Here is a 20,235-nt window from a genome sequence, read left to right on the forward strand (position 1 = left end):
ATGGCCATCAAAAATTTATTTGCAGTTCGTAATACTGCAGAGCAAAAGGAAGAAGCATTACCAAAGGAGGATAAAGAACAAATCCGTATTACCTATTATCAGAGTGGGTTTGCAGCCTCTACAAAAGCTTCGGGAAAACCAATTGTCTTACAGGCCTGTCTACAAAATCTGTTTGCGAGTTTTGAAGATCAATGCAGGAGACAGGAATTAGAACAGGAGAAATTAAAACAACCCTATAAAGAAGAGCAGGAACGTTTGCGTACGGAGCTTAGAAAACTGGAAACAGGTTTATCTATTTTTGAAGAAAAAGATCTTCAAAATAATCAGCATATCGAGAAGCTACATAAAGATATGATTGATGTAAAACATGATCCCGAAAAATATGGTGTAGAGGCCGATAAACGACCTAAAGCTCAATTTTATATAGGATTACTGGTATTGCTTCCTATCACACTTTATTTGTTGGTTTTTTATGTGTCGGCCTCCTATTCAGCATTTTTTAAAGAATTTACTATTGATGCTTTAGTCGCGGCCATTTTTGATAAAGATGCTTTTACCAATGCTTTTAATGATAGCTGGCTGGAAGGAATTTTAGTAACTACCATTCCATTTGTTTTTATGGGGTTAGGTTATGTGATCCACATGATGCAAAAGGGGCGAGGTATCTTAAATTATCTGAAATTAACAGCACTATTGCTGGTGACCTTTGCCTTTGATGCACTGTTGGCCTATGCTATAGAGCAGAAAATCTATGATTTCAATAAAACCCTTACCGATCCTCCATATGATCTAAGTATAGCCCTTTTTGAAGCACAGTTTTGGATGATCATTTTTGCAGGTTTTGTGGTCTATATTATCTGGGGGCTTGTCTTTGATTTTATCATGAAGGAATATGAAAATCTGGATAAAATCAAAGTATTTATTCAGAATAAGAAAGAAGAAATTAAGAACCTACAACGGGTTAAGGAAGAAATGGGGGAGAAGCTTTCTGAATTTAGAAATCAGATCATAGAGGTAAAAGGAAAAATTGCAGAGATTCAATCCAAGATCAATGGATTCATTTTTCCAATTAAAGAATACCTGCTTTACCATACCCAATATAAAGAAGGATGGTTTCAGGCGATAATGACCGAAATCGCACTTCCTTCAAACAAAAAAGAGGAATTGTTGCAGTCCTGTGAGGACATGGCAGACCTTCACTTAAAAGAAATGAAACTAACCGATAACGATTTTCAACATCTCGTTTATTCAAAAAATTAAATAATGAAATCACTACGATATTTAAGTATAATTTTTGTGGTTCTGGCTTGTAAGTCGGAACCAGAATCAGAAACCTCGTCAGTTCAACCTAAAAAAGAGGAGAATCAAGCTATAACTTCACATTCTGCAAAAAATTTAAATGTGAGTTTGTTACTGGATCTGTCTGATCGTATTAACCCAGAAAAATATCCCAATCCCAGTATGGAATATTATCAACGGGATGCTGCCTATATCCAAACAATAGCCAATGCCTTTAAAGCGAACGTGCAGCAAAAGAAAATCATTTTAATCAATGATCAAATTCAATTGTACTTTGCCCCCGAGCCATCGAATCCTGAAATTAATACCATTTCTAAAGATTTAAAATACAGCTTTAATAAAGCGAATATTAGTAATGAGAACTTAAGGCTTTTCGAGCAACACTATAAAGAGCTACCCACAAAAATTTATGAACTTGCGATTTTGGATGATCATTATGTAGGATCGGATACCTGGAAGTTTATGAACCAGAAAGTTAAAGATTACTGCATTGCAGAGAACTACAGGAATTTATTGGTGATCCTCACCGACGGATACATTTATCACAAGGATAATCTTAGGAAGGAAGGAAATCAAACAACTTATTTAACACCAGAGTATATTCGCAATAATCGTTTAATAGAGAATAACTGGGAACAGAAATATGAAGAGAACAACTATGGGTTTATTCCGGCAACTAACAATCTTGATAATTTAGAAGTGTTGGTACTGGGAATCAATCCCGATCCTAAAAATGATTTTGAGGATGATATCATCAAGCGTTATTGGTCTGACTGGTTGGAATCCATGGGTGTAGCTCATTATAAAATATATAATGCCGATTTACCTTCTAATATGCAACAGGTAATTACAAAATTCATTCAATCTTAAGAGTTAAAACTATGGAACTACATACACAGTTAAAATCATTAGCAACGAAAGTCGATAAATTAAAAGATCAGATTACCAATGAGGAATCTACCAAACATGCTTTCGTACTTCCATTTATTAATATACTGGGCTATGATGCCTTTAATCCCATGGAAGTTGTACCGGAGTTTACTGCGGATATTGGTATGAAAAAAGGAGAAAAAGTAGATTACGCGATCTATCAAAATGGGGAACCTATTCTTATAGTTGAATGTAAACACTGGACATCATCTTTAGATGTACATAATTCAGCTCAGCTTTTTCGCTATTTTCATGTCACTAAAACGCGATTCGCATTGCTTACCAATGGAATAACGTATAAGTTTTATACCGATCTGGAGGATGCCAATAAGATGGATGAGAAGCCATTTTTTCAGTTTGATATTACAGATTTAAAAGAGTCTACGATTAAAGAAATTGAGAAATTTCATAAATCAAACTTTGATATCAGTAAGATCATTGATAATGCAAGTACCCTTAAATATACCCGGGAACTTAAAGGGGTTATTGAAAATGAAATGACCACACCATCCATAGACTTAGTTAAGCTTTTAGCCTGTAAAGTCTATAGTGGAAGAATGACTGCCAGTGTCGTCGAAGAGTTTACAGAAATTCTAAAGCGTGCATATTCGCAATTGATTAGTGAAAAAGTAAGCAATAGACTATCGACAGCATTAAGTAAAGAAGAAGCGGTACAGAATGAAGAAGTGCACGAGGAGGTAGAGAAACCTTCAAAAATAGAAACAACTGAAGAAGAGATTGAAGGGTATAATATAGTCCTGGCCTTATTGCGTAAAGAAGTAGCTAAAGATCGAATAGTATATCGCGATACCCAAAGCTATTTTGGAATCTTACTGGATAATAATAATCGAAAACCTATTTGTAGATTACACCTTAACGGTGGTGTAAAGTATATCAGTACCTTTCATAATGATCGCAAAGAAGAAAAAGTGAAAATGGAAAGTATTGATGACATTTTTAATTTTGAAGAACAATTATTAATGACAGTAAAGAACTATGATTTAAATGAGTAATTGCTTTCTCAGCTAAGACTATAAAACTTTTATTTAAAAGTCGATTTTAGAATCATAAATAGCCATTGGCTTTATACACACAATTTCCCGTTGTCTTTATTTTCATTTTAAAAAATGAGACAATATCCTATCGCAATGATTATTGATAACGTAAATTCTAAAAAGATTTTCGCGTTCATACCTCGTGGTCTTCCACGAGGTTTTTGATTTATAATAATTTGGAGGCCAGCAGGCTTATGAACATTTTAGCATCCATGCTTTTTATATGAGGGTCATAGGCGTGAGGCGATCCAAAATTTTGTTATATCTGAGAGGATACAAAGAATTATACTTTAATTCATTTTAAGTTAAGATTATCTGGTCTTTCATTTATCGTTAATAGCTTAAAAATAATGATCAGCTTTATAGGTTCACCCAGGTATATAATGTTACCGGTTTTTTACCGTCGCTATAATTAAAAAGCAGTCATTCGTATTTTTTCCAGTTATGTACTACTTAATTTTTGAAGTTAATTTTGAGCTTTTATTAAAATTTTACTAAAACGTTTAAATTGTGATAATATGGAAATTTTAAGATTGTTTTTTTGATAATTACTCATTTTTAAACATGAGAACCTTAAAAAATATCATTCTGCACCCCATTATAATCTCTAATTATAAATAAAATTGTCTAACAGAAAGTTAATTTGAAGCTACTCAAACGATTTCTTTTAAACTGATAATTAACATTTTATTAAAATTAAATGATTATTGAATGATAAATTATTACTTAAAAAAGCAAAGATTAAGACCAATCCTTTCGCTATGGTTTCTTAGTATTATTTTGGCCACTTATGATGTTCAAGCATCAGGAGGTAAAGATTATGATAGTGCATCATATCCTGATCAATCAGTTATTACAGGGACAGTCTATGATGGTAGTACGAAAAATGAACCATTGATTGGGGTTACGGTTTTAGAGAAAGGAACTGGTAATGGAACAGTCACAGATTTTGACGGGAATTATTCCATTCGTGTTGCACCCGGTTCTACCTTGGTTTTTTCTTTTGTAGGTTTTGAAACGAAGGAAGTAGTCGTATCGGATCAGAAAACTATTGATGTTTCTTTGAATCTTGACCAGGAAGCATTAGAAGAAACTGTTGTAATTGCCTTTGGAGGAAAGCAACTTAAAGAAAGTCAGGTAAGTTCTATTGCTACCATAAATCCTGCTGAGTTGAAAGGTCCCACTAATAACCTTACAAATATGATTGCGGGTAGGGTGCCGGGAATGATTTCTTTTCAAAGATCTGGAGAGCCTGGTGCAGATAACTCTGATTTTTTTATAAGAGGCTTAAGCACCTTTGGGAGTGGTAAGCGAAATCCTTTGATCCTAATTGATAACATTGAGTCAACATCCACCGATTTGGCACGTTTGCAGCCCGATGATATAGATACCTTCTCTGTCCTTAAAGATGCGGCAGCAGCTTCAGTTTATGGAGCTCGTGGGGCTAATGGGGTGATTCTAATAACTACAAAAAGTGGGAAGGCCGGAAAAGCGAAGTTTAGTGCAAGAGCAGCATCTCGAGTTTCTACAAACACAGATAATTTTCAATTCGCAGATAATATAACTTATATGAATTTAGCTAATGAAGCAGCACTTACCCGTGATCCATTAGCAGCATTGCCCTATTCTCGAATAAAAATAGATCGAACTGCAGCAGGGGATAACCCGTATTTATATCCCAGCAATAATTGGATAGATCAGATTTTAAAAGATTATACTATTAACCAAAGTTTTAATATAAGTGCTAGTGGAGGTTCAGAACGTGCACGCTATTATGTTTCAGGTACTTATAATGTTGATAATGGAATCCTTGATGTAAATTCTATTAATAATTTCAATAGCAATATTAAACTTCAGAATTATTCGCTTAGAAGTAAATTAGATATTGATCTTACATCAACAACATCTGCAACGGTTAATATTTATGGGCAGTTTGATGATTATAATGGGCCTATTGCAAATGGGGGTGATATTATTGCTTCTACAGTAAATGCAAATCCTGTTGCTTTTCCGGCGATTTTTCCTTCAGAATTCTATCCTATTGCAGAGCATCCTTTGTTTGGTAATGCTCCGTTATCGTTATCCAGTAATGCTTTGTATGTAAACCCATATGCAGAGATGGTGAAAGGATACCGTACAACCAAAAATTCAACGGTACAGGCACAACTTTTAATAGATCAAAAACTTGATTTTATAACTGAAGGTCTAAAAATAGGTACGATGAATTACATAAGGCGCTATAATACCTATTCCATTAGTCGTGCTTACAATCCGTTCTATTATCAGGCCTCGCGTAATCCTGTAGATAACAGTGTTATGTTGAGAGTTTTGAATGATGGTACGCAGTCTTCGATAGGTTTACCAGGAACTGAGTTTCTTAATCTGGCAGGCGGAGAAAATCAATCTAACTCCAGACTTTATAATCAATTTACACTTAATTATGATAAAACTTTTAATGAGAGGCACGTGGTATCAGCTTTCTTGATAAATGTTTTACAAAGTTTTGAAACGACCGACTATAGTAACCTGCAGCAATCATTACAGTATCGTAATCATACATTTTCAGGAAGGTTTACTTACGCATTCGACAGAAGATATATCGCAGAGTTTAGTTTTGGATACAATGGTTCGGAGCGCTTTGATCGTACCAACAGATATGGTTTCTTTCCTTCCTTTGGTGTAAGTTATATATTATCTAATGAGGCATTTTTTGAAAAATGGAAGGATACCTTTACCAATCTTAAATTGAGATTTACCTATGGTAAAGCTGGTAACGATGAGATTGGAAATGAAGATGAAGACCGTTTCTTCTATTTATCAAGAGTAAACCCTAATAGTGGAAACTTCGGAGCTGTTTTTGGTCAGGATTACAATTATTACCGTCCAGGTGTTTCTATTGATCGCTATGCAAACTCAAACATAGGATGGGAGATTTCGGAGCAGTATAATTTTGGTATTGATATAGGTTTATGGAGAAATCTTAATATTACCGCTGAGGTATATAGGCAAAAGCGCACGAACATTCTTCAAAGACGTACAGAGATAGGAGATGTGATTGGTCTAACTGCTGATCCTCAGGTAAATTTTGCAGAATTAGAATCCAAGGGTATTGATTTGTCTTTAGATTACAATAAACAGATTAATCAGGATTGGTGGACGCAGGCAAGAGCGACGTTGACTTTCGCTACGAATGAAGTTAAGCAAACTAACGAGCTCAATTACCCTGATGAGTTGAGTTACCTTTCTAAGGTAGGTAACAATGCTTCTCAAATGTACGGTTATCTTGCTGAACGTTTATTTACGGATCAGGAGGAAGTGAATAATACACCTACTCAATTTGGTAATTATACGGGAGGGGATATCAAATATCGTGATGTGAATGGTGATGGAGTTATAACTCCATTGGATCAGGTCCCTATTGGTTTACCAACCACTCCTGAATTAATCTACGGTTTTGGAGGTACTGTAGGCTATAAAGATTTTGATCTGAGTATTTTCTTTCAGGGGTCAGCTCGATCCTCATTTCAAATTGATCCAAGAGCAATTTCACCATTTGTTTTAGGTACGGGGGATGATACGGGAAGACAAAATGGATTGCTTAAAGCTATTGCAGACAGTTACTGGTCTGAAGATAATAGAGATTTATATGCCTTTTGGCCCCGTCTAAGTTCTACCATCATTGAAAATAATGTTCAAAGCTCATCATGGTGGCTGCAAAACAATGATTTTTTAAGGTTAAAAAATCTTGAGCTAGGTTATCGTGCATCAGAGAAATTAACAGAGTCTTTAGGATTACGTTCACTACGTATTTATGCGAGCGGTATTAATCTTGCCGTTTGGAGTAGCTTTAAACTTTGGGATCCAGAAATGGGAGGTAATGGATTAGGATATCCTATTCAATCTACTTACAACCTCGGGGTTCAATTTGACTTTTAAAAAACTGAAAAATGAAAAATATACTATTTAAAAAATCAATGAAGCGAAAGTTAGTTCTGGTATTGCTACTGCCGATTGTAATGATTTATAATGCCTGTGATGACTACTTGGATGTAGTACCGGATGGTTTAGCAACAGTTGATAAGATTTTTAATTTAAGACAAGAAGCCGAAAAATACCTATTCACCTGTTATTCTTATATGCCAAGACTAGGTAATCTACGCCGAAACGCAGGATTTCTTGCCGGCGATGAAATGTGGGTGCCAGACAATCGTGAAAACGGGGATTATTTCGCGTTAGAAATTGCTTTAGGAAGGCAGCGTGTTGCTAATCCTTATTATGATGTATGGCAGGGAGAGTATCAGGGTGGTTTACCTTTTGATGGATCCGAAATTTGGGATGGTATAAGACACTGTAATATTTTTATACAGAACATGTCTGATCCTAGTAATGTTCCTGACATTACACCAACTGAGCGTGAGCGATGGATTGCAGAAGTTAAGTTTTTAAAAGCTTATTATCATTTTTATCTAATGCGTCATTATGGAGCTATTCCTATTATAAAAGAAAATGTTTCTGTAGATGCACCTACACCTTCTTTTGATGTGTCTCGTGATCCTTACGATGAAGGTATCACCTATATCATAGGACTTCTGGATGAGGCTGCAGCGGTATTGCCTCCAGTAATAGCAGATATAAACACAGAGTATGGGCGAATCACATCTGTGATTGCTAAATCTTTAAAAGCGAGAATTTTGGTAACTGCCGCTAGCCCTTTATATAACGGTAATCCAGACCTTTCAGTAATGATAAATAAGGATGGCACTCCTTTATACAACACTGCTTTTGAGGCAAGTAAATGGGAAATTGCCGCAGATGCAGCAAAAGAAGCTATAGATGCTGCTGAAGCAGCTGGACTTCGTTTGTATAAGTTTAATAAAGCAAGTACCGGTTTTAATCTTACAGATACCACCGTGACTAAGTTGAGTATTCGCAATGCAATTACAGACCCTGAAAGTTTTGAAGTTATATGGCCAAATACTCAAAGTTTGACCGATGGTGCAGACGGCCTTCAGGCCAGTGCTATGGCTCCCCTTGAAGTAGGTCATAATACCAGAGTGGCTCGAAAAGTTATTTCACCCACAATCACGATGGCAAAATTGTTTTATACTGATAATGGGGTACCTATTACCGAAGATAAAGCATATGATTTTAACGATATACTTGAATTAAGAGAAGCTCAACCTGATGAACGCTATAATATTGAAGAAGGATATCGTACCTCAAGATTAAATTTTGATCGTGAACCTAGGTTTTATGCCGACTTAGGTTTTGATGGAAGTATGTGGTATAAGCGTGACGCGCTAGGAGATGAGACCAAGTGGCATATAGAAGGTAAGTTTGGGCAATACTCAGGAAGCGATCATCCGTTCTTTTTTAATGAGACAGGATATTATTGTAAAAAACTAGTAAACTGGAGAATGACCTTTAGTAATGACGGCGGAACTTTTGAAAACTATGCATGGCCAGAAATGCGCCTTGCAGATTTGTATCTGCTTTATGCTGAGGCTCTCAATGAAATACAAGGTCCTACAGCCGAGGTTTACTCCTATTTAGATCAAATAAGAGAACGAGCAGGTTTAGATGGTGTCGTAGAATCCTGGGCAGCACATTCTAACAATCCAAGTAAGCCATTATCTAAGGAAGGTCTAAGAAGTATTATACAACAGGAACGTATGATAGAACTTGCCTTTGAAGGACAGCGATACTGGGATCTTTTGCGCTGGAAACGTGCTGTACAGGAATTTAATGACAACGTTCAGGGGTGGAATATTAAAGGTGATGATGAAGCTTCCTACTATCAGATACGCACTATCCATATTCAAAATTTTATTTCACCTCGTGATTATTTCTGGCCATTAAGTGAAACTTCTTTAATACGTAACACAAACTTGGTTCAAAACCCAGGTTGGTAATAAAAAATTATAATTATGAGAACAAAAATCATGAAATTATTCATTTTGTTAGGGCTCTTGTTTGTCGTTATCGCCTGCTCAGAAGAAATAGAACAAATGCCATTAGAGTCAAACAATATAGCACCAGAACCAGTAAGTGACTTGAATGTTGAAAATCTTCCAGGTAAGGTGAAATTAACTTTTACGTTACCTAAGGATCAGGATTTATTGTATGTAAAGGCTAATTATATACTTCCCACTGGAAGAGAAATGGAGGTAAAATCATCATTATATTCCAATTCGATGACATTACAGGGGTTTACGGGTAATGATGATGTAGTTGTTGATGTCGTGGCTGTAAATCGCAGCGAAGTGGAGTCTGAGCCTGTATCAATCAATGTTAATCCATTGCCTTCTCCTATTTTTGATGTTTACAAAAGCCTTAATGTGGGCAGTGCATTTGGTGGCATTTTTGTCAATGCTTCCAATCCTCAGCGAGAGGATCTAGCTATTTTGATTCTTACAAAAAATGATGAAGGCGATTATGTAGCAGACCCCAACAGTGTTTATACGTCTACAGATAACATACGTCGTACAGTTAGAGGGTACGACACTATATCAAAAGAGTTTGCCTTTACCATCCGAGACAGGTGGCTAAATTATACAGACACTTTGGTGACTTCTATAACACCACTTTTTGAACAGGCAATACCAAAGTCAAGCTATGGGGATTTGCGCTTACCTAATGATGCTCCAGGGCACAACTCTACTCCTAAATCCGGTATGTGGGATAATGATATTATCAATTGGCCTAGATGCTATCTTACTCAAGGTAATTTTATAGCAGATACCCACATTACGAGTTTTGATATAGGAGTGCTTACGAAACTTAGTCGCATAGTAATATGGGATTATCCTGAGTATTTCAATAGCGGTAATGGTACTGGTAGAGCTTATTATTATAATGTTTGCATGAAAGAATTTAAAATCTATGGTTCTGCAGAATTGGAAACTACGGGGGACTTAGATAAGTGGACTCTTCTGGGTACATACAAGCAAATTAAACCGTCTGGACTGCCTTATGGTCAAAGTACTGGTGAAGATTTCGAAACAGCAAATGCCGGTTTTAGTTGGGATATTGATGCCAGTGCCGAACCGGTACGCTATATACGCATAGAGATGATAGATAACTGGGCAGGCACTTATGCAATGGGTATTTCTGAGCTCCAGGTTTATGGCAATACAGAATTTTAATCTCAAATAAATAGAAGATGAAAAATTTACATTTTTATATATATACAGCTATATTCAGCTGTGTTATGATCCTTTGGTCTTGTTCAGACCAAGAATATGATGATTACAAGAAATTTGCCGAGGGTGGTGAAATAAATTATACTGAAAAAGTGGATTCATTGAAAGCCTTTTCTGGAAAAAATAGAGTAATGCTTCAAGGAATTATAGATGCAGATCCTAAAATAACAGAATTCCGTGTGTTTTGGAACGATGGGAGAGATTCTGTATCTGTGCCGGTTAATCGTAGTGGAGGGGTAGATACACTCAGCGTAACCATAAATGATATTCCCGAGAATATTTACAATTTTCAAGTACGCACTTATGATGCTGAGGGTAATAAATCTTTGGTTTCAAATGTGACTGGAGCAGTCTATGGAGAGCGTTATCAGAATACATTGTATAACAGACCGGTACTGGCAAACGACTTGGTTGGTGGCTTATTATCTATTTCCTATGCAAGTATGGACCTTACAACTGGTGTAATTGGAACCGAAATTCTTATGGATGGGCAATCCGACCCAATATTTATTCCCATAGACTCAGATAAATATGATATTTCAAATTATGAAGTAGGTGATAGCTACAAATACCGAACTCTCTTTTTACCTGAAGAAACCGCAATAGATACTTTTGTTACGGATTATGTTTCTTATACCCCAGTGGCTAAGCCCATTTTGGAAAATGCAGCCATCCCATTTAAAGCGTCTTCGAAGTCTGGAAGATGGGGGATTTTAGAAAACTGGACTACCACTGAACCTGTGTTGGTTCACGGTGGCTATGGTGGCTGGGATGAATGGAATGGTAATATTTTTAATATAGAGTCTGGTTGGGGGGCTTCTGCTATTAATAATGGAAAAATATATCAAACAGTTCCAGGTGTACAGGAGGCCTCCTATGTATTAAATGTCTTAATACGCAATACAAATCATCAGCTATCAGATCCAGGTGGTTCTTACTTTGTAGTAGCTAAAGGTAGCACACTTCCAGATGTGTCAGACGTTGAAACCGCAGAGGAAGTTTTAGCCTATAAAAGGATTAATGTTGATTTAGGCAGTGAGTATACCTATAGATTAGAATTTACGATTGATGAGGGAGCAACAGATATTACTGTAGGCCAGATTACCACTCAGGCAGATGGTGATCCGGGACGTTTTTGTAATGTTAGATCCTGGGATATCGTCGTAAAATAATCTCTCACAAATTTTATAAATATCTGAGGGTGAAAGTTCTTTCTCTTTTACCCTCAGTCTATAAAAGCACTCTTCTATTTTTTTTCATTAAATTATAGTAAATCACATGCTTATTACTTGCTGTAGAACTTTATTGAGTATGGAGTGAATATTTCAGTTGCATATTGTTTTACAGGATAAGCTATTTAAAGATCCCGGACTGTCCCCCTAATTAGTTTATAAACTTTTTATTTAAGGATCTAAAGGTTCTGTAGGGTTTTGTTGTAATGAATTTTTAAGCGGTTGAAATTCAATAGTAGTGTCATTAATTCTACTCATAATTAGAGCTGGTAAATACCCTAGCTCTTCTATACATCGATTCTTGAAGTTGTTGCTACTTACGTATTGACTATGACTGTTATTTGTAACGACCAGATGCGCTTTATCCAAAGGGACATCATATTTTGAGTATAATCTACTGGCATTCCTTAGGTTTGTTGTAGTATGCCTGGCATGGGGTTCTATAATAATTCTGTTTTCAGGAATCTGATATTCTTTCATTAGTTCTTTCTTCATTTCTATGGCTTCACAATATTTTGCCCTAAAAGGATGGGCATGTCCTCCAGAGACCACAATCAGTGGTGCCTTGACCTCAAGGTACGCTTTTACACCAAGCTTTATATTCAATTTTCCTAGAGCAGACAAACGATCTGTATAATTTTCAGGACCATTACCTAAAATTAAAATGGAAGCATATTTGAAATGAGCAAAATCAATATTCTTTATATGTTCCACTGTTTTTCTGTTTTCCAATTCTTCAAGAGGTTCATATCTGGCAGCTTCATCGCGATGATTCAGATAAAGTAAGGATAATGCAAAATTTAGGGAAGGATTAAACCAAAGATCTTTTTCTTTTACTTCCAGAGCCATATGATCACTCCACATCGCTATTGCCCCTTTATAATAATCAGATTTTACATTATAGGAAACCGAATCTATAGCGGCATATTGTGGATGTTCGCCCATTCCGTAGACTTTTAGAATATGGTTAATCCCTTCAGCATTAAGGCTCCATATATTTTCAATCAATTCTTTTGCTTTTAGTTTATCATATAAAATATAGGCGCCTGAATTTCGAATATCATTTTCTATAAAATTTTTAAATTTGGGAGATTCCTTATAGATACGATTTAAATGATCGCTTATTTTTTTAGAATCTTCCTCGCTTATTAAATAAGGATAGATAAGACTGTGCAGATCATTTTCTTTCTTTTCTAGAGTTTGGGCTATCTGCTTTTTTTGTTCCGATAACAATTTTGAAAGCGATCTATCCTTATTCAATACTTCTTTTACCTCTCTATTATTTTCAATAGCGTGTAAAAAGTAAAAGTTTTTTTTAGATAAAGTATGGTAAACCTCAGGATTTTCCTGAGCAAAACTACCCGTATAATTAAGTAATAAAGCTATAATTAAAATGTATTTCGTCATACCAATAAATTTAGGTAAAACATTTACTTTTTGTTAAGCATTTGTCCTACCGTTTCTAATTCTACAATAAGATTCGATGAATATAAAATAAAAACAGGGGCCTGTTAAAAACCCCTGTTCAAATCAAAAATAAATCAAACTAATACCCTTTATTCTGGGTAACTAAACCCTCTTCAATACCATCGATATACGCTTGTGGTATTGGCATATATTCATTTTTATCTGATGTAAAACTGGCATTGGATAAATGTGTTCTTCGGGTTTTTTCTACCTCAAGGTAATCGCTAATTACTTTATCGGCAATGCCCCAGCGAACAAGATTAAAAAATCGATGACCTTCTAAAGCTAGTTCTAATCTGGACTCTGTTCGTACCGCATCTCTGGCTACACTTTTATCGGTCCATGGTGTCTTATAAAGTTCAATTTCGTAATTCGCAGCATCATTAGAACCGTCTAAGGTTTTTACGTAAGCTGAGTTTTTAGCTCTTTCCCGTATTTGATTTATCAATTGGCGTGCTTCTTCGAGCTTTCCTAATTCTACCGCGGCTTCAGCTCGCCAAAGAATAACTTCTCCAAACCTAATGATGTAATAGTTTAGTGCACTAACATAAGGCCAAACTTCTAAGTGATAAGGAGAGTTGGCAGAAACAATTCTTTTTTTAGGCCCAAATGCTCCATAGGTGGCCAGATCTCTGGCCCAATCTGCCTGGTAAAGAATATCAAGATCCTTATAAGGTATATCCGGTCTACCAATTGTAATATCTATCCTCGGATCCACAGGATCGGTATCGGTTAAATTTTCGTTACTGTTTGCGGGTAAACCCTCAGCAGTAACTTTAAAAGCATTAACCAGGTTTTGTGACGGTCTGTGAAATCCGTACTGCGCATAAAACGGTCCTCCCGGAGCTAATAGACGATCACCTATACTTCCGTTATAATTGCTTGGCTGCCCATCATTAATACTCTGTTGAACTGCAAAAATTACTTCTTTATTGTTATCATTTTCAGGTAAGAATAATTCCTGAAAATCGTCCATCAGTCCATAATTACTATTCATAACAGCGGTGGTAGCATCGTAAGCTAATTGCCATTCGCCTTGAAACAAATAGGTTTTTGCTAAATAAGCCTGAGCAGCAATATTGGTAGGCCTTCCTACTTCAGTTTGAGTTTCAGGTAAAACTTTACCTGCAGCTTCAAAGTCGGCTTCAATTTTATTCCATAATTCTTCAGAAGTAAATTCGGTATTTGATTTTGCATAATCTTTTACTTCTGCTGCCGTCTCATCAATATAGGGAATATGATTGTAGATTTTTTTCAGTTCAAAATAATAATGTCCTCGCAAGAATCGTAATTCAGCTTCACGTTGAATTCTTAGGTTTTCATCAAAATCTTCTGAAGCCGCTAAAAGCCGCATGGCCTCGTTCACTCTTTTTACACCTTCATATAATGCCATCCATTTACGTTCGATATCCAGTGTGGTAGGATTGGTATTGAAAATTTCCATCTGATGAATATTGTTTTGGTCACCAGTACCTCCACCACCTTTATAAGCATCGTCCGAAATAACATCACCAAAGCTCCAATTTGAAGCCGGGGAGTTATAAGCATTTGAAGCACCATCAAATTGTCCGTTTAGGACGCTGTAGGCTGAAATGATAGCTCGCTCCACATTGTCGGGATTGGTCATTTCATCAGGGGCAACTTCCCCATAAGTTACTTCATCCAAATAATCGTCAGAGCAGGATAGGGTGCTTATACTAATAAAGACAAGCACGAGTTTTAAAATTCTAGAATTAATTTTCATTTTTTGTGCTTTTTAAAAGTTTAGGTTAAATCCGAATACGAATGTTCTTGAGGGTGGATAGATTCCGCGGTCTACCCCAATATCCAGGTTACGGCTGCTACTCGAGTAATTTTGAAGTCCGATTTCCGGGGTCATTCCACTATAGTCGGTGATTGTAAAAACATTACTTGCCTGTACGTACAATCTTAAATTCGCAACGCTTAACACATATTCAGGTAGGGTAAAGCCTAATTGTAGATTGTTTAGTTTTAAATAAGAACCATTTTCTACATAATAGGAAGATGGCCGTATATTGTTGTTAGCATCATCTAAGCTTAATCTTGCAATGTCTGAATTTGGATTTTCTGGTGTCCAGGCTCCTAGCAAAGAAGAATCTTTGTTGTAGGCTGACTGGTTAAAGAATTGTGTTTTATACTTGGTAAGATTATAGATATCATTACCAAAGCTACCATTAAAGAACATCCCCAGATCGAAGTTTTTGTAATTTAGTTTTACATTTAAACCTAAAACAAGATCGGGATGAGGTGATCCTACATAGGTACGATCTTCATCGTTAATCACACCATCGTTGTTGATGTCCCTAAATCGAATATCACCCGGTTGAGCATTTGGTTGGAGACCATAAGCATCTACTTCCTGCTGACTTCTAAATAAACCATCGGCTTTGTAGCCAAAGAAAGAAGCTATAGGTTCACCAACGGTACTTCTGGAGACTTCCTGATCAAAATTTACATTGTGTAGAGATGAGCTTGGAATTCCTAAATAAGCAACACTATGTAATTCGGTTAATTCGTTTTTATATCCAGAAAGGTTTAAACCAAAATTATAGCTAAAATCTCCCTTTCGATCACTATATTCAATATTAAGTTCGTAACCTTTGTTTTCCATTTTGCCATCATTGATCCACTGGCCATCATTGGTCCCTCCATAGGTAAGCGGTACCGCGTTGTACACAAGAATATCTTCGGTCACTTTGGTATAAACTTCAGCAGTGACATTCAGTTTATTATTAAAGAAGCCAAGATCAACACCTACTGAAGTTTGTGTAGTGGTTTCCCATTGTAAGTTAGGGTTAGGTACCCGTGTTTGTGTTAAACCGGTAGAAACTGAATTTTGTCCGCCTCCAATCGCGTAGTCACTATAATTAGTGTTATTGCTATAACTATCTACTGTAGAGTAAGATGGTACTTGCTGGTTCCCTGTTTGTCCCCAGCTGGCCCTAAGCATCATACTTGTTAAACCATTACCAAGATCAAAAAAGTCTTCTTTATCTAAGCGCCATCCGGCAGAAAATGCCGGAAACGTTCCCCAATTATTATTGGCTAGCCTTGAAGTCCCATCACGTCTTACTGTAGCGGTTAGTAAATATTTTTCATCGAAATTATACTTAACACGGCCAAAATAAGAGTTTAATTTCCATTCTCTCGCGTCACCATTATTTAGCTGGTTTTCTGTGCCAAAACTTAAGTATCTAAAATTAGGATCTTCATAGAGGAAGTTTTGGCGTGATCCTGCAAAAGCTTCCTGGTAATATTCGATAGCTTCCTGGCCTACTAAAATATCCAGGTTATGATCATCAAAAGATCTAGCATAATTTACGGTGTTCGTAAAAGTGAACTGGTAATTATAACTATTCTGTGTACTTAAGTTATTAATGGTATTTTGGGCAATGATTTCATTATAAACCGGACTAAAATTCCTGTAGTTGAAATTATTATAATCAAGACCAAAAGAAGATTTAAATTCAAAATCCCCAAAATTAAGACTGGCAAAAGCATTACCAAAAGCCCGAACATTTTTTTGATCATTATCTTTACTTCTGTACAGGCTTCCTAGTGGATTGCTAATATCGTTTATAGGATTTCCGGCAAATTTTCCATTAATATCTTTTACGGGGACGATGGAAGGAAACTGAAAAGCATTATAAACTATACTGCCCAAAGCGCTATTAGTACCCACAGCAACTTCTTTAGTATAGGAACCAGAGAAATTTTCTCCAATAGTTAGCCAGTCGGTAATATTATAACTGGAATTAAATCTGGCTGAATATCTTGCAAAATCGGTATATTCGATAACTCCTTCCTGATCGTAATAGCCAAGGGAAAAGGAGTGTTGCCCTTTTTCAGAACCTTTTTGGATCGAAATATTATAGTTTTGAATTAATGCCGGACGCATAATCTCGTTTACCCAATCTACATCACTACTGGGTATGGTTTGTTCGTTGTTTAGCCAGGTTGGTATTTCAGGCTGGTTGGGATTATTACCATAAATATCATGTGCCGGGGTTTGGCCGTCATTTCGATAAGCCTGCCATAATAAATCACCGTATTGTTGCGCATTTAGCATTCTCGGTAAGTTAAATGCCGACTGGATACCGGCATAACCATCCATACTTACCGAAAAAGAATCTTTATTAAGCCCTTTTTTTGTAGTAATCACAACCACACCGTTTGCTGCACGTGATCCATAAATCGACGATGAGGCTGCGTCTTTCAAAACCTGTAAGCTTTCGATGTCTTGGGGGTTGATACTACTTAAGCCATTTGCAGTAGGTACGCCATCAATAATTACCAAAGGATCATTGTTGTTTATAGTACTAAAACCCCTAACCCTAAGAGAAGTGCCCCCTCCGGGACGATTATCACTCATCACCTGTACCCCCGGCATTCTGCCCTGTAACATTTCGGTGACATTTGCTTTTGGTAAAGATTGGATGTCTTCAGGAGCTACTGATGAGATCGAAGCGGTAATGTTTTCTCTTTTCTCTGTACCATAACCAACTACCACGATTTCATCTAGCGTATTGGTATCTTCCTGTAGCGTAATATTGAATTCAGACTGATCTGTAATAGGGACATCTGCTCTTTGATAGCCCACAAAAGTAATACTTAAGGTTTGCGCATTTGCAGGAATAGTTAAGCTGAAGTTCCCATCAAAATCGGTTGCGGTTCCAATATTGGTACCTTTTACAAAAACACTGGCACCGGGTATGGGCATGTTATTGTTATCTTTAATAATGCCTTTGATTTCGCGCTCTTGCTGATTATTTGCAGCTGTTTCTTTTACCAAGATGCTATCGTCAGAGATTCTGAATTGCAACGCAGTAAGTCGCTCTAATTCTGCTAAAGTTTCCTCAAGATTCGCGTTATTAATATTTATGCTGATGTTTCTTTTTAAATAGGCTTGATCAGATCGATAAATAAATTTTTTCTGGGCCTGAGATTCGATAATTTTAAAGACTTTTTCTACACTAACCTTTTTAAGGTTAAGGTTTATGCTAGTTAAAACCTTGGAGCTGCTAGCCTTATTTTGTTCATTTTCACTAGCCTTTACAGGAGTAACCAGCGGAAATGTAGCAAGAGCGAGGAGTAAAATTTTGCGTTTCATTTTTTTGATTAAAGCGTTATTTATCTTGATTAGTGATTGGTTCAATGAAATTGTTTTAGCCCTTTGCTAATGTATTTCATTGCAAGAGCAATATGATTTTCTACGGTACGGGGAGATATATCCATTATTTCTGAAATCTCATGATACTTAAAACCGTCAATTCTACTTAATTCAAAAATTTGTCTTGATTTTTTAGGAATTGAGTTTAGAATAGACTGAATAATCTGAGCATTGATTTCTTTTTGTTCCTTATCTATAATCTCATCTTCAGTACTTGGGGAGAAAAGTATATTGCGTTGTTGTTGAGTATCTATTGAAAAGATTAAATGCGATTTTGCAGGTTTTTTAAGGCTGTTTTTTGCGATTACATAGATGTAAGATTTTGGTTTTTCTATTTGATTTAATTCTTTTCGTTTGTTCCATAAAAGGATAAAAACATCAGAAACTTTTTCTTCGATAATATTGATATCTTTTTGATAGCTTAGACCAAAGCGGCAAAGAGCATTATAATATTTATTAAATAATAACTCTAAAGCAGCATATTGGCCCTGGGATATCTGTTGAAACAAATCCAAATCTTCCTTAAGCGCATTAGGGTTGCTATTGGGAAGGGGTAGTGACTTTTTAATTTTCATTTGAAGCTATTATTAGGTAATGATGAGGTTTCTTTGTGATCACCTTTACATTGGTGATAAACTCCATAGAACTTATAAACTCTTCAATGTTTTGATCTTTAAAAGCTCCTGTTATTCTTTGATTTTCGAGGGTTTTATCTATAATTGAAAATTGCACTCCAAAAAAGTCATTGATCTTTGGTAGGGCATTTTTTAGCGAAAGATTATCCAATAGAAGAATGTTTTCTTTCCAGGCCATTGCCTTTTCAGGATTAAAATTCTGCTTCGTTATTTCGTGTGTTGTGGCACTGTAGGTTAACTGCTCGTTAGGAAGCAGATTTACTTCATCATTAGAAGCTTTTAAAACTACATTTACCTTTCCGGTAGCTAAAGACACGGTTTGCTTTTTGGAAAATGTATTAATACCAAAACTGGTTCCCAGCACTTTTATCTTCATATCGCTGGTGTGAACAATAAAAGGACGTTCAGCATCTTTGGTTACCTCAAAAAAGCCTTCTCCTTCCAACCACACTTCTCTGGGGTTATCAAAAATTTGAGTGTATTTTAATTTTGAACCCGAGTTTAAAACAACTTTACTGCTGTCTGGTAGTTTAAACCGTAGTCGCTGTCCAGCTTCGGCAATTTTAATATTGGTATAGTTGGATTCGCCTGAAAAAAAGAAAATACTGAATCCAGAAAGAAGTACTATGAGAAGAACAGCTGCATAAGTGTAAAGATTTTTTGAAGATGGTTTTTGTTTTATTTTACCTTCAATTTTTTGCTGTATCATTTCGTGATGCAGTTCCAGATCATTGGCAGGATATGCCTTCCAAATATTTAAATATTCAAGATATAATGCTTTTAGTTCGTTATCAATGCTAAGCTCAATTTCAAACACCGATCGGTCTTCTTTAGACATCTCGTTGGTTAGATATCTAATACATTTTAATTCTCTAGGAGTAATGTCCTGCATTTTCAATTTCCTTGTTTACTCGATAATCGAGATTTAATCTTCAAGGCTTGCCTTGAAGTAAAAAATAATATCCAAATAAATACCTCGTGGTTTTGTCTGAGGTTGTTTATTATTAGGAGTATGAAAATTGAAAAATCCCCTAGTCATGAATGTCAACAAAAGGTAAAATGAAAAATAAATTTCTTAATAGTTCTTTAACTTCTATATTCAACAAACCCAATGAGGATTTAGTTCTTTGATCCTGGTAATTACTGGGCTAAATAGGTAAAGCTTGAAATTAAAAGAACTTTCTGATTCTGGCGAGAAGTTTGCCCCATATCGAGAGATGTCAA

General features: G+C 36.0%; 12 protein-coding genes. 7 read left to right on the forward strand and 5 right to left on the reverse strand.

Translation table 11 applies throughout. The features are described from left to right. The 7 genes from ZPR_RS07675 to ZPR_RS07705 all read left to right on the forward strand — a co-directional run bounded on the left by ZPR_RS07675 (position 1) and on the right by ZPR_RS07705 (position 11,658). Positions 1 to 1,260, forward strand: coding sequence for a hypothetical protein (locus tag ZPR_RS07675; RefSeq protein ID WP_013071097.1), 1,260 nt, complete (start codon positions 1 to 3; stop codon positions 1,258 to 1,260). Positions 1,261 to 1,263: 3 nt separating this feature from the next. Next, the gene (locus ZPR_RS07680; RefSeq protein WP_013071098.1) at positions 1,264 to 2,169 is read left to right on the forward strand and encodes a hypothetical protein; all 906 of its coding nucleotides are present in this window, start codon (positions 1,264 to 1,266) and stop codon (positions 2,167 to 2,169) included. An 11-nt stretch (positions 2,170 to 2,180) separates the two neighbouring features. Further along, positions 2,181 to 3,242 carry a type I restriction endonuclease gene (locus ZPR_RS07685; protein ID WP_013071099.1) on the forward strand — a complete coding sequence of 354 codons (1,062 nt, stop codon included), beginning with the start codon at positions 2,181 to 2,183 and terminating at the stop codon, positions 3,240 to 3,242. Positions 3,243 to 3,995: 753 nt separating this feature from the next. After that, a complete protein-coding gene (locus ZPR_RS07690; RefSeq protein ID WP_148211687.1) occupies positions 3,996 to 7,220 on the forward strand; it encodes a SusC/RagA family TonB-linked outer membrane protein in 3,225 nt (1,074 codons plus the stop codon). Between the two features lie 11 nt (positions 7,221 to 7,231). Further along, positions 7,232 to 9,196: a RagB/SusD family nutrient uptake outer membrane protein gene (locus ZPR_RS07695; RefSeq protein WP_041578776.1), complete on the forward strand. Its 1,965-nt coding sequence runs from the start codon at positions 7,232 to 7,234 to the stop codon at positions 9,194 to 9,196. A 15-nt stretch (positions 9,197 to 9,211) separates the two neighbouring features. Beyond that, a complete protein-coding gene (locus tag ZPR_RS07700; protein WP_013071103.1) occupies positions 9,212 to 10,429 on the forward strand; it encodes a DUF4959 domain-containing protein in 1,218 nt (405 codons plus the stop codon). 17 nt (positions 10,430 to 10,446) lie between these two features. Next, positions 10,447 to 11,658, forward strand: coding sequence for a DUF4998 domain-containing protein (locus ZPR_RS07705; protein WP_041578777.1), 1,212 nt, complete (start codon positions 10,447 to 10,449; stop codon positions 11,656 to 11,658). Between the two features lie 231 nt (positions 11,659 to 11,889). Here the strand turns inward: ZPR_RS07705 and ZPR_RS07710 are convergent, their stop codons facing one another. From ZPR_RS07710 to ZPR_RS07730, 5 genes are all read right to left on the reverse strand, one after another. Next, the gene (locus ZPR_RS07710) at positions 11,890 to 13,125 is read right to left on the reverse strand and encodes a YdcF family protein (protein ID WP_013071105.1); all 1,236 of its coding nucleotides are present in this window, start codon (positions 13,123 to 13,125) and stop codon (positions 11,890 to 11,892) included. Positions 13,126 to 13,264: 139 nt separating this feature from the next. Next, positions 13,265 to 14,929, reverse strand: a complete 1,665-nt coding sequence (locus ZPR_RS07715) for a RagB/SusD family nutrient uptake outer membrane protein (RefSeq protein ID WP_041578778.1) — start codon at positions 14,927 to 14,929, stop codon at positions 13,265 to 13,267. 12 nt (positions 14,930 to 14,941) lie between these two features. Continuing rightward, on the reverse strand, positions 14,942 to 18,316 hold the full coding sequence (locus tag ZPR_RS07720) for a SusC/RagA family TonB-linked outer membrane protein (RefSeq protein ID WP_013071107.1): 3,375 nt from the start codon (positions 18,314 to 18,316) through the stop codon (positions 14,942 to 14,944). Between the two features lie 41 nt (positions 18,317 to 18,357). Next, positions 18,358 to 18,951 carry an RNA polymerase sigma factor gene (locus ZPR_RS07725; RefSeq protein ID WP_013071108.1) on the reverse strand — a complete coding sequence of 198 codons (594 nt, stop codon included), beginning with the start codon at positions 18,949 to 18,951 and terminating at the stop codon, positions 18,358 to 18,360. Then, positions 18,941 to 19,903 carry a FecR family protein gene (locus ZPR_RS07730; RefSeq protein WP_041578779.1) on the reverse strand — a complete coding sequence of 321 codons (963 nt, stop codon included), beginning with the start codon at positions 19,901 to 19,903 and terminating at the stop codon, positions 18,941 to 18,943. The genes ZPR_RS07725 and ZPR_RS07730 overlap by 11 nt, the downstream gene beginning before the upstream one ends. Positions 19,904 to 20,235 lie beyond the last annotated feature (332 nt).

Origin of the sequence: Zunongwangia profunda SM-A87, assembly GCF_000023465.1 — a bacterium.
GTDB lineage: Bacteria > Bacteroidota > Bacteroidia > Flavobacteriales > Flavobacteriaceae > Zunongwangia > Zunongwangia profunda.